At 69.5% G+C, this 14,138-nt stretch carries 13 protein-coding genes; 5 read left to right on the top strand and 8 right to left on the bottom strand.

Features of this window, described 5'->3' with window-relative positions; translation table 11 throughout:
- Window positions 1–56 precede the first annotated feature (56 nt).
- Both ACZ45C_RS07135 and ACZ45C_RS07130 read left to right on the top strand, forming a co-directional pair.
- Window positions 57–2,462, top strand: coding sequence for a DEAD/DEAH box helicase (locus ACZ45C_RS07135; protein ID WP_460559796.1), 2,406 nt, complete (start codon window positions 57–59; stop codon window positions 2,460–2,462).
- A 120-nt stretch (window positions 2,463–2,582) separates the two neighbouring features.
- Window positions 2,583–4,094 (top strand): cryptochrome/photolyase family protein, encoded by a 1,512-nt coding sequence (locus ACZ45C_RS07130; RefSeq protein ID WP_460559798.1) that lies wholly within the window; start codon window positions 2,583–2,585, stop codon window positions 4,092–4,094.
- Window positions 4,095–4,147: 53 nt separating this feature from the next.
- Here ACZ45C_RS07130 and ACZ45C_RS07125 read toward each other — a convergent pair whose 3' ends face one another.
- Window positions 4,148–4,309 carry a hypothetical protein gene (locus ACZ45C_RS07125; RefSeq protein WP_460559800.1) on the bottom strand — a complete coding sequence of 54 codons (162 nt, stop codon included), beginning with the start codon at window positions 4,307–4,309 and terminating at the stop codon, window positions 4,148–4,150.
- Between the two features lie 175 nt (window positions 4,310–4,484).
- On the opposite strand from ACZ45C_RS07125, the gene ACZ45C_RS07120 reads away from it, so the two are divergent.
- Window positions 4,485–5,585 carry an NADH:flavin oxidoreductase/NADH oxidase gene (locus ACZ45C_RS07120; RefSeq protein ID WP_460559802.1) on the top strand — a complete coding sequence of 367 codons (1,101 nt, stop codon included), beginning with the start codon at window positions 4,485–4,487 and terminating at the stop codon, window positions 5,583–5,585.
- 148 nt (window positions 5,586–5,733) lie between these two features.
- Window positions 5,734–6,627 carry a DUF7547 family protein gene (locus ACZ45C_RS07115; protein WP_460559804.1) on the top strand — a complete coding sequence of 298 codons (894 nt, stop codon included), beginning with the start codon at window positions 5,734–5,736 and terminating at the stop codon, window positions 6,625–6,627.
- Between the two features lie 31 nt (window positions 6,628–6,658).
- Here the strand turns inward: ACZ45C_RS07115 and ACZ45C_RS07110 are convergent, their stop codons facing one another.
- From ACZ45C_RS07110 to ACZ45C_RS07100, 3 genes are all read right to left on the bottom strand, one after another.
- Window positions 6,659–7,408, bottom strand: coding sequence for a sugar phosphate isomerase/epimerase family protein (locus tag ACZ45C_RS07110; RefSeq protein ID WP_460559806.1), 750 nt, complete (start codon window positions 7,406–7,408; stop codon window positions 6,659–6,661).
- 85 nt (window positions 7,409–7,493) lie between these two features.
- Window positions 7,494–8,567, bottom strand: a complete 1,074-nt coding sequence (locus ACZ45C_RS07105) for a methionine synthase (protein ID WP_460559808.1) — start codon at window positions 8,565–8,567, stop codon at window positions 7,494–7,496.
- Window positions 8,567–9,583, bottom strand: coding sequence for a 5-methyltetrahydropteroyltriglutamate--homocysteine methyltransferase (locus tag ACZ45C_RS07100; RefSeq protein WP_460559810.1), 1,017 nt, complete (start codon window positions 9,581–9,583; stop codon window positions 8,567–8,569). The genes ACZ45C_RS07105 and ACZ45C_RS07100 overlap by 1 nt, the downstream gene beginning before the upstream one ends.
- Window positions 9,584–9,694: 111 nt before the next feature.
- On the opposite strand from ACZ45C_RS07100, the gene ACZ45C_RS07095 reads away from it, so the two are divergent.
- A complete protein-coding gene (locus ACZ45C_RS07095; protein ID WP_460559812.1) occupies window positions 9,695–10,609 on the top strand; it encodes an ABC transporter substrate-binding protein in 915 nt (304 codons plus the stop codon).
- A gap of 7 nt (window positions 10,610–10,616) precedes the next feature.
- Here ACZ45C_RS07095 and ACZ45C_RS07090 read toward each other — a convergent pair whose 3' ends face one another.
- The 4 genes from ACZ45C_RS07090 to ACZ45C_RS07075 form a co-directional block, all read right to left on the bottom strand.
- Entirely contained in the window at window positions 10,617–11,201 is a 585-nt protein-coding gene (locus ACZ45C_RS07090; RefSeq protein WP_460560661.1) for a HemK2/MTQ2 family protein methyltransferase, read from the bottom strand.
- Window positions 11,189–12,421 carry a mechanosensitive ion channel family protein gene (locus ACZ45C_RS07085; RefSeq protein ID WP_460559814.1) on the bottom strand — a complete coding sequence of 411 codons (1,233 nt, stop codon included), beginning with the start codon at window positions 12,419–12,421 and terminating at the stop codon, window positions 11,189–11,191. Before ACZ45C_RS07085 ends, ACZ45C_RS07090 begins: the two co-directional genes overlap by 13 nt.
- 6 nt (window positions 12,422–12,427) lie before the next feature.
- The gene (locus tag ACZ45C_RS07080; protein WP_460559816.1) at window positions 12,428–13,333 is read right to left on the bottom strand and encodes a 16S ribosomal RNA methyltransferase A; all 906 of its coding nucleotides are present in this window, start codon (window positions 13,331–13,333) and stop codon (window positions 12,428–12,430) included.
- Window positions 13,334–13,428: 95 nt separating this feature from the next.
- Window positions 13,429–14,016 (bottom strand): DUF655 domain-containing protein, encoded by a 588-nt coding sequence (locus ACZ45C_RS07075; protein WP_460559818.1) that lies wholly within the window; start codon window positions 14,014–14,016, stop codon window positions 13,429–13,431.
- Window positions 14,017–14,138 lie beyond the last annotated feature (122 nt).

The following is a 14,138-nucleotide window of genomic DNA, read 5'->3' as shown; positions in this document are numbered from 1 at the left end:
CGGCGATCCCGCTGACCGCAACCGTTAGGCGCGACCACCCCGTAGATTACGTAACCGTGGATGACGCCGTCGAGTGGCTGCGCGACCGCCCGTTCTACGAGGGACAGATCGCAGAGCACCGCCGGCTGCCGGCGCGCGATCCCACCTATCGCGACATCGACCTCGAGCCGCGGATGGCCGACGCGCTCTCGAAGGAGGGGATCGACCGTCTCTATCGTCATCAGGCCGACGCGATCGAGGCGGTCCGCGACGGCGACGACGTCGTGCTCGCGACCGAGACGGCGAGCGGGAAGTCGCTCGCGTACGCCGTCCCCGCCTTCGAGGCCGCGATGGCTCGCGGCGGTCGAACCCTGTACATCGGCCCCCAGAACGCGCTGATCGCGGACCAAGAAGAGTCGCTGTCGGAGCTGGCTCGGGGGCTCGGCTTCGGAAGCCGGGTGTCGGTCGACTCCTACACCGGGCGGCTCACCCAAAACGAGAAGCGCGCGGTGCGCGACCGCGAGCCGACCGTGTTGCTGTCGAATCCCGACATGCTCCACTACGCGTTGTTGCCGCACGCGGGACGGCTCTGGGAGTGGCTCTTCGCCTCGCTCGAATACGTCGTGATCGATGAGGTCCACAGCTACCGCGGCGTGTTCGGCTCGCAGGTCGCGTTGACCGTGCGGCGACTCGCGCGGACCTGCGAGCGGTTCGACGCCGACCCGCAGTTCGTCTGCTGTTCCGCGACGATCAACAACCCCCTCGAGCACGTCGCGACGGTGACCGGCCGCGACCCCGACGGGATAACGCTCGTCGACGGGGACGCGTCGGGGCGCGGGCCGCGCGACTGGGTCTTATGGAACCCGCCGGAGTACGACGACGACTGGGCCGAGCGCGGCAGCGGCCGCCGCCGGTCGAGCCACACCGAGACAAAGCGGCTCTTCTGTGACCTCGTGGCCGCGGGCGCGCAGACGCTCGCGTTCACCCGGGCGCGACAGACCGCGGAGCAGTACGCGACCGACAGCGCGAGTGACCTCCGCGAGCGGGGCCGCGGCGACCTCGCCGCCCGCGTGGGAGCGTATCAGGCCGCGCTGCCCGACGACCGCCGCCGCGAGATCGAAGCTGCCCTCCACGCGGGCGACCTCCGCGGCGTCTGGTCGACGAGCGCGCTGGAACTCGGCGTCGACGTGGGCGGGCTCGACGCCGTGCTCTTGGACGGCTACCCCGGGACGCGGATGTCGGCACACCAGCGCGCGGGGCGCGCCGGGCGGGGGGACGACCCCGCCCTCGTCGTGATGGTCGGCGGCGAAGACCAACTCGACCAGTACCTCATGTCTCACCCCGCCGACTTCTTCGAAGCACCGCCAGAAGACGCGATCTGCGACCCCGAAAACGACCAGCTCCTCCCTCGGCACGTCGCCTGCGCGGCCGACGAACACTGGCTCTCCCCGGGCGACGACCGCGTCTTCGGCGAATCGTTCCCCGGCGTGGTCGGATCGCTGACGGACGAGGGGACGCTCGACCGCCGGGAGACGGCTCAGGGGCTCCGCTGGGTCCACGCCGGCTCGTCGAGCCCGCAGCAGGCCGTGAACCTGCGGACCGCCGAGGAGCGAGAGGTCTCGCTCCTCGACAAGTCGAGCGGCGAGACGATCGCGACGCTCGGATTCGCCGACGCCCTGCGGGACGCCCACCCCGGCGCGATCTACCACCAGCAGGGCCGCACCTACGAGGTGGTCGATCTCGATCTGGACCGGAACGTCGCCGAGCTACGGGGGTCGTGGGCGGACTACTACACGCGCGTGCTCTCGGAGAAGGACGTCGTCGTGAACGCGGACCTCGCGGAGCGCGACCTCTCCGCCCGCCCCGACGTGCCGGTCCGGTTCGCGGACGTCACCGTCACCGAACGGATCACGGGGTTCGTCCGGAGGGACGCGGCGACCGGCGATTCGCTCGGCGAATCGGCGCTCGACCTCCCGGAGACGACTCTCCGGACGAAGGCGCTTTACTTTCCCGTCCCCGGGGACGTCGAAGCCGAGATGCGGGCGATAGGCGAGCGAGCCGCGGCTGCCGACGGCGGTGAGCGTTCCGCCACCGACCACGACGGCGCGCCCCGCGGCGACCACGCGTTCAACGGCGGGATCCACGCCGCCGAACACGGAATTATTTCGCTTTTCCCCTTCCACCTGCTGTGCGACCGCGCCGACGTGGGCGGGATATCGACTCCACACCACACGCACACCGGCGGTCCCGCGGTGTTCGTCTACGACGGATACCCGGGCGGCGTCGGACTCACGCGTCGGGGGCACGGGCGCATCGAGGAACTGATGCGTCGGACCGCGCGGCTCGTCGCCGGGTGCGACTGCGAGGGCGGCTGTCCGGCCTGCGTCCAGTCGCCGCACTGCGGGAACGCCAACGAGCCGCTGGCGAAGGCCCCGGCCGTCCACCTGCTGCAGTCGCTGACCGGAGTCGATGCGAGGGAGTGAGCGTCCCCGAGCGAATCGAACGCTGGTACCCGGTTCGGACGCGGTCGGTTCGTTCCCGTCGACGTCGGTTCCGCTCGGCGGTCCCGGTGGTTTCACGGGAGACGCGCCGCTGTAGATCCTATGGAGCTGTTCTGGCACCGACGGGATCTGCGGATCGCCGACAACGTCGGACTCGCGGCCGCGGCCGATCGGTGCGGAGCCGACGACGGGGTCGCGGGGGTGTTCGTCTTCGACGACGACGTGCTCGCACACGCGAGCGACGTTCGCGTGCGTCGACTCCTCGACGGACTCGCAGCGTTGCGGGCGGACTACCGCGACCGCGGCGGCGACCTCCTCGTCGCCCGCGGCGACCCCGCCACCGTCCTACCGAGCGTCGCCGACGCCCTCGACGCCGAGCGAGTCGTCTGGAACCGCGACTACTCCGGCCTTGCGCGGGAGCGAGACGCCGCGGTCTGCCGGGCCCTCGACGACGCCGGAATCGACCGCGAGGCCCACCACGACGCGGTGTTGCACGCGCCGGGATCGATCCGGACCAACGCCGGCGACCCGTACTCGGTGTACACGTACTACTGGAAGAAGTGGACCGACCGCGAGACCGACCCGCCGGCGCCGACGCCCGACGCGGCCGATCTCGCCGATACGGCGGCGCTGCGGACGGCTATCGGCTCCGAGCGGTCGGACGACGCTCGTGCCGACGGCGGATCCGCGCTCGGCCGCGTCGCGGTCGGCGGCCTGCCCGCACCCGCGGATCTGGGGTTTTCCGAGCCGGACGCGGGCGTCGGGCCGGTGGGTACCGAGGCGGCCCGCGGTCGGCTCGACGCGTTCCTCTCGGAGCCGGTGTTCGCGTACGAGGCGGATCGGGACTACCCCGCTCGCGAGTCGACCTCCCGCATGTCCGCGTTCCTGAAGTACGGCGAGATCGGGGTGAGGGAGGTGTACGACGCGACCGAGCGCGCGCTGGAGACCGCGGCGTCAGACGACCGCCCCGAATCCCACGCGGAGAGCGTCGAAGAGTTCCAACAGCAACTCGCGTGGCGGGAGTTCTACGCGCAGGTGTTGTTTCACAACCCCGAGGTGGTGACGGAGAACTACAAGGCGTACGAGGAGGCGATCGCGTGGCGAGACGACCCCGAGGAGATCGCGGCGTGGAAGCGCGGTGAGACGGGGTATCCCATCGTCGACGCCGGGATGCGACAGCTTCGCGCGGAGGCGTTCATGCACAACCGCGTACGGATGATCGTCGCCTCCTTCCTGACGAAGGACCTCCTCGCCGACTGGCGGCGCGGCTACGATCACTTCCGCGAGACGCTGGCGGACCACGACACCGCCAACGACAACGGCGGGTGGCAGTGGGCGGCCTCCACGGGGACCGACGCGCAGCCTTACTTCCGCATCTTCAACCCGATGACACAGGGCGAGCGGTACGACCCCGACGCGGAGTACATCGCGGAGTACGTCCCCGAGTTACGGGGAGTCGACGCCGAACTCGTCCACGAGTGGCACGAACTGTCGCCCGCACAGCGCGCGGACGCCGCGCCCGAGTACCCCGCACCGATCGTCGACCACTCGGAGCGGCGAGAAAAGGCATTGGCGATGTACAAGCGAGCGCGCGGCGAAGATCCGGAAGCGTAGCGATCGCCGAGGAGTGCCGCTGTGAACGCCCTTGGCGGTTCGCTGGTAGTTCGTCAGCGGTCGAGCGTGACCGTGAGATCGGTCGCGATCCACGCGTCCGTGTTTCCCTGCTCCGTGAAAACGGTCCGATCGGGCGAACAGCGACTCGCCGCGACGATCGGTCGCTCGTCTGTCGGCTCGTCGCAACCGCGTTCGATCCGGTCCCCAGTGCTCATTACCGAACCGTCGGCGACCTGCGTGGAAATAGGTTTCGGTCGGCCTAAATCGTGAGGGAGTGTGACGAGTACGAGGGTGACCGGTGTCGAGGCGTGCCTCATGTAGTCGCTTCGGAAGCAGCCATTCACCGCCGTGATCGGAGCATATTACCCGGTACTAGTCGTTCGATACTCCATGACCGAGTCGCTGTTCACGCCGCTCTCGCTGCGCGGGACCGAGTTTCGGAACCGGGTGATGATGTCCCCGATGTGTCAGTACTCAGCGGACGAGGGGTTCGCGGACGACTGGCATCGGGTCCACCTCGGCAGCCGCGCCGTCGGAGGGGCGGGAGTCGTGATGACCGAAGCGACCGCCGTCGAGCCGCGCGGCCGTATCACTCCCGGCTGTCTCGGGATCTGGTCTGATGAGCACGCGGAAGCGATCGCGCCGACGGTCGAGTTCGTCCGATCACAGGGGGCGACGCCGGGAATCCAACTGGCTCACGCCGGCCGGAAGGGCTCACACCAACCCCCGGCCGAGGGCGGTGCCCCGATCCCCGCGGACCGCGAGCGAGGCTGGGAGACGGTGTCCGCGACCGACGCGTCGTATCCGGATTCGGACGCTGCCGAGGACGAGTTGGCGGCGACCCGCCGGCTGGACGGCGAGGGGATCGACGAGGTGATCGACGCGTTTGCGGCCGCTGCGGAGCGCTCGCGCGAAATCGGCTTCGAGGTCGCGGAGGTCCACGCGGCCCACGGCTACCTGCTCCACCAGTTCCTCTCGCCGGTCACCAACGACCGCGACGACGAGTACGGCGGGAGCTTCGAGAACCGCACCCGGTTCCTCCGTGAGGTCGTCACGGCCGTCCGCGAGGTGTGGCCCGAGGACAAGCCCGTCTTCGTCCGGATCTCCGCGACCGACTGGCTCCCCGAGCGCGACTCGTGGGACGTGGACGACTCCGTGCGGCTGGCCCCCGTGCTCGCCGAGGCGGGCGCCGACCTGATCGATGTCTCTGGCGGCGGGATCCACCCGGATCAGCAGCTTCCGGGCGCGGGGCCGGGGTATCAGGTGCCGTACGCCGAGGCGATCCGCGAGGGGACCGACGTGCCGGTCGCCGCGGTCGGAAAGATCACGGAACCGACCCACGCAGACGCCCTCGTCCGGAACGAGCGGGCCGACCTCGTCGCGCTCGGCCGCGAGATGCTCCGACACCCGTACTGGCCGCTGGAGGCCGCCCACGAGCTTGGCGCGGACGTAGAGTGGCCGGTGCAGTACCGACGCGGGCGCTTCGACTGAGGGTATCTCGGCCATTCGGCCGAAGTGCCGTCACCCACGCCGGTCGGGCTCTGATACCACACCGGCCGAAGTGCCGTCACCCACACCGGTCGGGCTCCGGTATCCACGCCCGCCGGGCTTTTTATCTGCGGATCGCCTACGACGCGGTATGAGTTCCCGCGACGACCGACGCGACGACGATCTCGAGGAGCGGCTCGACGAGCTTGAGGGCGTGTTGAGCGAGCTCCGCCGCGACCTCCGTGAGACCGAGCGGGACCGCCGCGGCCCTCCGCGACCGCCTCGGCTCTCCGAACTCGTTCGATTCACCGAGCGGTATACCATCCCGACGCTGATCGCCCTCCTCGAAACGACGATCAAGTCGCTCGAACTGGTACAAGGGACGCTCCGGCTCGCCGACCCCAGCCGGAGCCTCGACGAGGCGGGCTCGGCGACCGATCGCCTCGGCGACGTGCGAGACGGCGCGAGCGCCGGGCTCTCTCGGTCGCTCTCGGAGCTACGCACGGCGCTCACAGAGGCCGATCTCCCGGAGGAAGCCGCCTCGCGGTCGATCATCGAGGACGCGCGCGACCTCACGGCGGAGATCGAAGCGCGGATCGACGAGGGGCGCCGCGAGGCCGACGCAGTCCGGCGCGGGCGACGCGATCAACGCGATGGGCGGAACGACGACAGACGAGACGAAACTCGAACCACCAGCGAAGCGACCGACGACGACGGCGACGACCGCGGCGTCCGGATCGACGTGACTGACCCGGATGCAGACCACGAGGACGGATCCGGCGGGAACGGAGAGTCGGTCGAGCCGGACGAGCCGGACGACGATCCCGCGCCCGAGGTCGACGTCGAGTCGGAGCTGGATTCGATCAAGCGCCAGTTCGGCGACGACGAGGGGGGTGAGCCGGACGAAGGGGGTGAGCCGGACGAGAGGGACGAGCCGGACGAGGCGCGGGATACCGGTCAGCCGGGGGGAAACGATCCGGTCGACGACGTGGCGGACGATTCCGAACCGTCCGCCGGAGACGACGACGACCGCGACTCGGCCTGATCGCCGCGCCGCCCACCCGCCGCCGGGATTCTCAAAAACCGGTGCCGAGCCGCTCTGCGACCCGTTCGGCCGAGTCGAGGAGGAGCGTCTCGTCGTCGGTGAACACCTCTAAGGCGACGGTGCCGTCGAACTCGGGGAGGTGCGTCTCCACGATTTCGTAGTCGACCTCGCCCGCGCCGATCGGGAGGTGGGTGTCACCGCGGCGGCGAACGTCGTGACAGTGGAGGTGCGAGATCCGGTCGCCGTGGCGGCGGAGGAACCGCTGTACCGCCTTGTTGCCGCCCTCCATGTACGCGTGCCCCACATCGAAGCAGATCGGGGTGTCGGTCTCCTCGGCGATCTCCGCGAGCACGGACAGCTGGAGCCCCTCGTGTTGGTGGCCGACGTTCTCGACGACGACCTCCACGCCCGCGTCGCGGCCGGCGTCGGCGACGCGGCGGAGCTGGTTGGCTGCGACCTCGCGGAACGCCACGTCGTCGCGGTCGGCGGAAGTGGCATGGAGGACGGCCTTCGACGCGCCGAGGTCGCCGGCCGCCTCCAATAGGCGGCGCTGGTACGCGACGATCGCGTCGTTGATCTCGGGAGCGTAACTGGCGAGTCGCTGACTGTACGGCAGGTGAACGCACAGGTCCCGACCGGCGAGCGCGTCACTCAGGCGCTCGCGGTCGATCTCGCCCGGCACGAGCGTCGGTTCGCCGACGCCGAGTTCGCAGAAGTCGAACTGCCCGGACGACGCAGCGAGTCGGTCGAGATCGTCGCCGACGGTGATTCCGACGTCCATGTCGGTGGTGGGTGCGGTGGCTTTGTATAAATGATGCCGCCGGTTCAGTACGATCAGTGCCCAAATAAAATTCAACAGCGCCGTTTCAGTCGTCCGCGAGCGGGTTATCGAGGTCGATCTCGCCGGAGTCGATCTCGGCTTCGACCTCGCGGACCGCGGTGACCATGTTCTCGGTCTTGCCGTACGCGATGTCGCGCGGGAGCAGCTTCAGCCCGCAGTCGGGCGAGATGGTGAGCTTCTCCGGCGGGACGACGCGGAGGCCCTGCCGGATGTTCGCTTTGATCTCTTCGACCGGCTCGATCTCGGCTGTGTGCGCGTCGACGACGCCGAGCGCGAGATCGGGCTCGAACTCGGGATCGGTGAACGTCGGGATCTGTTCGTACTCGCCGTTACACAGCTCCACGTCGAACTCGTCGATCGGGTAGTCGTTGATCTCGGGGTAGATCCGCGAGTAGTCGCCGTAACAGACGTGGAGCCCGATGCGGACCTCCTCGTCGATGCCGCTCACGATGCGTTCGAGGGCCTCGCCGACGATGGCGTGGTCTTCGGGCGTCGTCGCCAGCGCGGGCTCGTCGATCTGGATGTAGCGCGCGCCGGCCTCGACGAGCTTCTCGACCTCCTCGTTCACGAGGTCCGCCAGGTCGTAGACGAGCTCCTCGGTCGAGGGGTACGCCTCGTTGAACGCCCAGAAGCCGAGGGTGTACGGTCCGGTGATCGGGACTTTCACGGGCTTTTCGGCGACGTTCGAGGTGAACTCGAACTCGTCGACGAGCCACGGCTCGTCGTACTCGACTTCCTCGACGACCGAGGGCTTGTCGAAGTAGTTGTGACCCCACACCTTCACGGGACCGTTGAACTCGTAGCCGTCGATGCGGTCGGCGAAGAACTCGACCATCTCGTTGCGGCGCATCTCGCCGTCGACGATCGTGTCGAGCCCCGCGCGTTCGTGCTCGTGGGTGATGAGCCGACAGGCGTCGTCGTGTGCCTCCTCCAAGTCCGACTCGTCGAACTTCGAGTCGGCGTCGTCGACCAGCTCGTCCGCGCGATTCAGCCACTTGGGCTTCGGGTACGAGCCGACGACGGTCGAGAGGAGGAACGCGTCGTTCGGGTGGTCGTTCGGGCGGAACTGTTCGCGGTTTGCAGACGGGTTTCGGACCATTACTCGAGCACCTCAGAGGTGGCGGCGAGGGCGGATAGCTTCGCGCGGTACTTGTTCGCGGGCAGGTAGAACAGCTCGGTGTTCGGCGTCAGGTACGTCCGGTCGAACCCCTCTGCCGGGATCTGCGACTCGAACCACTCGACGCGCTCGGCGATCGTCTCCGGTTCCTCGACGAGCGTGTTCTGCCCGTCGACGAGTCCGAGCGATAGCGAGTCGGTCGAGCCGAACTCCTGGACGTTGTAGACGGTGTCGTCGCGGTCGCCGGCGACCAGATCGAGGCCGAGTGCGTCCGCGCCCGCCTCGTCGACGAGGTGCGCGTACAGCTTCTCGTCGAGCGCGCCGTAAGAGGTCTGGACGACCACGTCGGCGTCCGTCGCGTCGGCGACCGTCGCGATCGCGTCCGTCGCGGTCGACTCCTCGCCCTCAGCGGGCGGGTTCGTGACGAGCGACGGTTCGAGGAGGAACAGCGTCTCGTGGGCGGGGAACGCCTCGACCTCGCCGGCCAAAAAGTCGGCAATCGCGGCCTGAAAGTCGGCCTCGTCGCCGTAGTGCTCGTCGGTCGCGAGGTCCGCGAGCGAGTACGGGCCGGGGAGCGTCGCCGCGAGCGACGCGTCCGCGGCGCCGTCGGCGTCCGCGAGCAGGTCGGTCGCCCGCTCCAGTTCGCGGGCCACGTCGCCGGAGAAGTCGAGATCGTCGACGACCCGCGGGTCGCGGTAGAAGTTGTTGTTGTCGTAGTACCGGACGATTCCGCCGGTCTCGACGCTGTCGTGCACCGTCAGCGGGTGCGCGATCATGTCGTCCCAGCGCCCCTGCCCCTCGACGACGCGGTCGAGGCCGGCGTCCAACTGGTCGTCGACGTACTCGGCGCGCACCTCGGCGTACTCCTCGACGATCGCCTCGCTCTCGTCGCCGCTCAGGAGGTCGCCCTTCTGATGTCCCTTGAGGTCGGAGAGCGTCTCTTTCGCCCAGTCCGGGAGCGGATACAACCCCGGCGTGGCCGCGACTCGTTCAGTCATCACCGTTGGTTCGGTATGCCGGTGTATAATATTTGCTAATGTATTTTATGCCCTGTGGTTATTGCCCGCGGCGGACCGAACGGTTAAGCCGTCCGTCGGGAATCGATCCCCATGACCGTCGTCTCCCTGTTTCCCTCCGCGACCGAGCTGGCGGCCGCGCTCGGCGCGACGCCCGCCGCGGTCTCCCACCAGTGCGATCATCCGCCGGCGGTCGAGGACCGCCCCAGGCTCACCGGACTTGTCCGCGACCTCGACGCCGACCCCGCGGAACTCGATCGGATCGCGGCCCACGACGACACCTACTACCTCGACGGCGACCGGCTCGCCGCAGCCGACCCGGACGCGGTTCTCACGCAGGGCGTCTGCGCGGTCTGCGCGCTCGACGCCGGGCTCGCCCGCCGGGCGGTCGAGCGGCTCGGTCTCGACGCGGCGGTGCTCGACGTCCACGCCGACGACCTCGACGACGTCCTCGCGAACGTCGAGCGCGTCGGCGAGGCGGTGGGGCGCCCGGCGGCCGCGGCCGCGCTCCGTGACGGCCTCGACGCCCGGATCGAGACCGTCGCCGACGCGGTCCCGTCGGGCGGCGCCCTCCCCCGCGTCGCCGTCCTCGACTGGGCCGACCCGCTCCGCCACGCCGGCCTCTGGGTCCCCGACCTCGTTCGGATCGCCGGCGGGGAGACCGGTCTCGTCGGATCCGGCGAGCGCTCGCGGAAGATCGATCCGGACGAACTGCGCGCCTTCGACCCTGAGGTCCTCGTGGTCGGGCCCTGTAGTGCCGACGTCGACGAGGCCGAGCGCGCGGCCCTCGACCTGCTCGACCGCGACCCCCTCGACGACGTGGCGGCGGTGCGCGACGGTCGGGTGTACGCGATGGACGGCACCGCCTACCTGAACCGCCACAGTCACCGCGTCGTCGACACGCTGGAGGCGCTAGCGACCGTGATCCGTCCGGATAAGTCCGAGGAAACCGGAGAGAAGGTGCGGCGCGTCGATACGGAACCGGTCGGAGCCGCAAATCCCCGGTAACACCGCCTCACTCCCGCCGCAGCGCCAACACCGTGAGCGTCTCGAACGGGAACGACTCCTCGACGACGACCTCGTGGTCGAACCCGGCCGCGTCGACCAGCGCGAGCACCTCGTCGTAACCGGTCAGCGATGAGACGAGAAGCAGGACGACGCCGCCGGATGCGAGCACGCGTCCCACGTCGTCGAGGAACGGCTCGATGAGTTCGCGGCCCGACTCGCCGCCGGAGAGCGCGTGCTCCATCCAGTCGTCCCACTCGTTGTCCGGATCGGTCGGGAGGTACGGCGGGTTGAAACACACCGTGTCGAACGCGTCCGCGCGGAACGGCGTGAGGAGGTCGGCGACGACGACCTCGACGCCGCGCTCGCGGGCCTCTCGCGCCGCGTGCGGGTTGAGGTCGCTGCCGACCACGTCGAGGCCGCTCTCCTCGGCGATCTGCGCCGCGACCCATCCCGACCCAGTCCCCACCTCCAGCACGCGCCCCTGCGCCTCCGCGAGCGCCGCCTCCGCGAGCAGTCCCGAGTCCTCGGCCGGCTGGTAGACGACGGCGTCGTCGTGCCCGCGCCGCTCGGCGAGGTCGGTCACCGGTCGGATCCCCCGTCGTTTCCGTCGGCAGTGTCGCGGCCGTTCGTGCCGTCTTCGCCTCCGTCGTTCGCGCCGACTTCGCCATCCGTGTCGCTTCCGTCGCCTGCACCGTCGCCGTCCCGAACCGCCGCCCGACCTTCGACTGAGGCGTCGAGCTGCGGGCCGGACGCGCCCTCGGCGCGCGCCGAGAGCGTCTGCTGCGGGAAGGGGATCACGACGCCCTCCTCCTCTAAGGCGGACTTCATCGCGCTCATCGCGGCGGTCTGCGTGCGCCACCGCTTCCGCATGCTCGGGTTGCGGATCCAGTAGCGGAGTCCGAGCACGACCGCGGAGTCCGCGAAGCGCTTCGTCACGGCGTTCGGCTCCGGCATCTCGGCGACGTCCTCCACGCCGGCGACCGCGTCTTCGATTATCTCCGCTGCGCGGTCGACATCCGTGTCGTAGTCGACGCCGACCTCGATTTCGATCCGCAGGCGATTCCGGCGCGATCGGTCGACGATCGAGCCGGCGCGCACGTCGTCGTTCGGCAGCGTGATCATCTCGCCGTCGAACGAGCGGAGCCGCGTGCTCATGATCGATATCTCCGTGACGGTGCCCTCGTGGTCGCCAACCTCGACCCAGTCGCCGACTTCGAACGGCCGGGAGAACATCAGCACGAACCCGGCCAACACCGCACCGAGAGTCTGTCGAGCCGCCATTCCGACCACGATCCCCAAGAATCCCGCGCCGACGAGGAGCCCGCCGACGTTGTCGGTGAACAGACCGACGACCACGAGGATCGCGGCCGTGTACACCGAAAGCTGCGTGAGCCGGAGGATCACCTCCTGCTGATGGTCTGAGACGGATGCACTCTCGGCCGCGACCTCGCGGATGACGCCGCCGAGGAAGTCCGTGACTGCGTACGCGACGGCGAGCAACACCACCGCGAGCACGACGTTCGACAGCTGGTCTGCGATCGCCGCCGACCGAACGGCTTCGAGGAGCGCCCCGCTCCGGTCCCACACCCCGATGAGCGCGATCGCCCCGGCCGCCGTGACGCCGGCGACGCTCGTCGACAACAGCAGTCGGCGGGTCGACGAAAGCTCGTCGTCACGCCGCTTCAGCCGACGGGTGAGATACCGCGCGGCGAGCACGACTGCGACGATCAGCGCCGACACCGCGAACCGCTCGACGTTGCCCGCGAGGACGCTCTGCGGATCGGTCGCGAGTCCGGAGATACCGACCGTCATCCGCCCTCACACCTCCGTCGGCGATCCGCGCTCGCGGGCCAGTTCCGCCAGCGCGGCGAACGCTGCCGGCTCCAGGCTACCGGGTCGCTGTCGGAGCAGGTCCTCGTCGGCGGCGTCGACGACCGATTCGGGCTCGTCCAGCCCGGAGATGTGCCCGGTGTTGCGGATCGCGTTCCGGACCGTCTTGCGGCGCTGGGTGAAAAGCGCCTTGACGAACCGGAGGAAGAACGCCTCGTCGCCGACGGCGTAGTCGGGATCGCGCGGCGCACACCGGACGACTGCGCTCTCGACGGCCGGCTGCGGGTCGAACGCCTCCTTCGGGACGCGCTCGACGATCTCAACCTCGGCGTAGTGTTGCGCGGAGACGGAGAGCCTGCCGTACGCCGACTCGCCCGCGGACGCGACCATCCGGTCCGCGAACTCCGCCTGAAACATCAGCACGAGCGGTTTCTTCTCGGGGAGAAGCCGGAAGGCGATCTCGGAGGAGACGCCGTACGGGAGGTTGGCGACGCAGGCGGTGAACGGCGGCAGGTCGACGTCGAGCGCGTCGCCGTCGACGACGTCGAGGAGGTCGTCGTCCACGGCGCTCGAGAACTCCTCGCGGAGGAAGTCGGCGAAGGTCGCGTCGCGTTCGATCACCGAGAGGAATCCGGGCTCTGAGTCGGGGCCGTCACCGCGAGCGACCACGGCGAGCAGGCGGTCGGTGAGCGCGCCCGCCCCGCCGCCGATCTCCAGTAGATGACTGGTGTCGGCGTCGTCCGGGAGGTACGTCGGGATCCGATCGAGGACCCGATCGTCGACGAGGAAGTGCTGGTCGCGGTCGGGGTTCGCTCGCTCCCCGGCGCGCCGGGCGAGGGCGTCGGGGTCACGGTCCCCGTAGGCATCCTCCGGTCCCGCCGATGTGTCGGTCATGGCCGCGTTACTCCGCGGCTCCGGGTAAAAGTCCCGTTTCGGGCCGTCGGGTGGTCCGTCTCCGGGGGATCGCCGCGGTCCGTCTCCGATCCGACTCACTCCTCGGTGCCGACGAACGTCCGGTACTTCAGGTCGTCCTCGCGGATCTCTTCGACGATCCGCTCGACTACCACCTCGCGGGGTCGGTGGAGACCCGAGACCCGCTCTGAGACCTCCTCGAAGGTCTCGAACGGTCCGCGCTTCCGCTCGTCGAGCAGGTTGTTTCGCAGTTTCTTACCGATACCGGGAAGGAGGTTGAGCCGGTGGAGCCGGAGCGTGATCGGCCCGGCCTCGTTGTAGAAGTCGACGAACCGCCGCTCGTCGGCGTCGACGATGTCGTCAACCGCGTACTCGACCTCCGCGGCCGCGTTCCGTGTGAGGTCGTCGAACTCGACCTCGCGGTAACGGCCGACCGACGGCCCGTCGAGGTCGATCCGATCGCTCACGGAGGCGTCCGCCGACTCCGAGAGCGTGAGTTCGTACAGCCGGAAGGCGTCCGTTCCGAGCCCGTACGCGACCGGTTTCTTCCGGTGTGCCGGGCGGTCGTCGTCCGGACGCCCGTTCGGCAACACGTCGAGGAGGACGACGGTCGGTCCGGGGTTGCCGTCCCGCGTCTCGGGCGCGTCGGTATCGGAGTCGCTCATACGCGTCGGTGGCTCCGAACGGGCAAAAAACCGCTGGCGGTCGGACGGGCGATCGGAGACGCGATCGCACGCATGAACGGGGACGCGACGACGACGCTCACCGCGTCCGCGATGGGGCCGGC

The sequence above is a fragment of the Halorubrum pallidum genome, from assembly GCF_055380345.1.
This window is presented reverse-complemented; position numbering and strand designations above follow the sequence as displayed.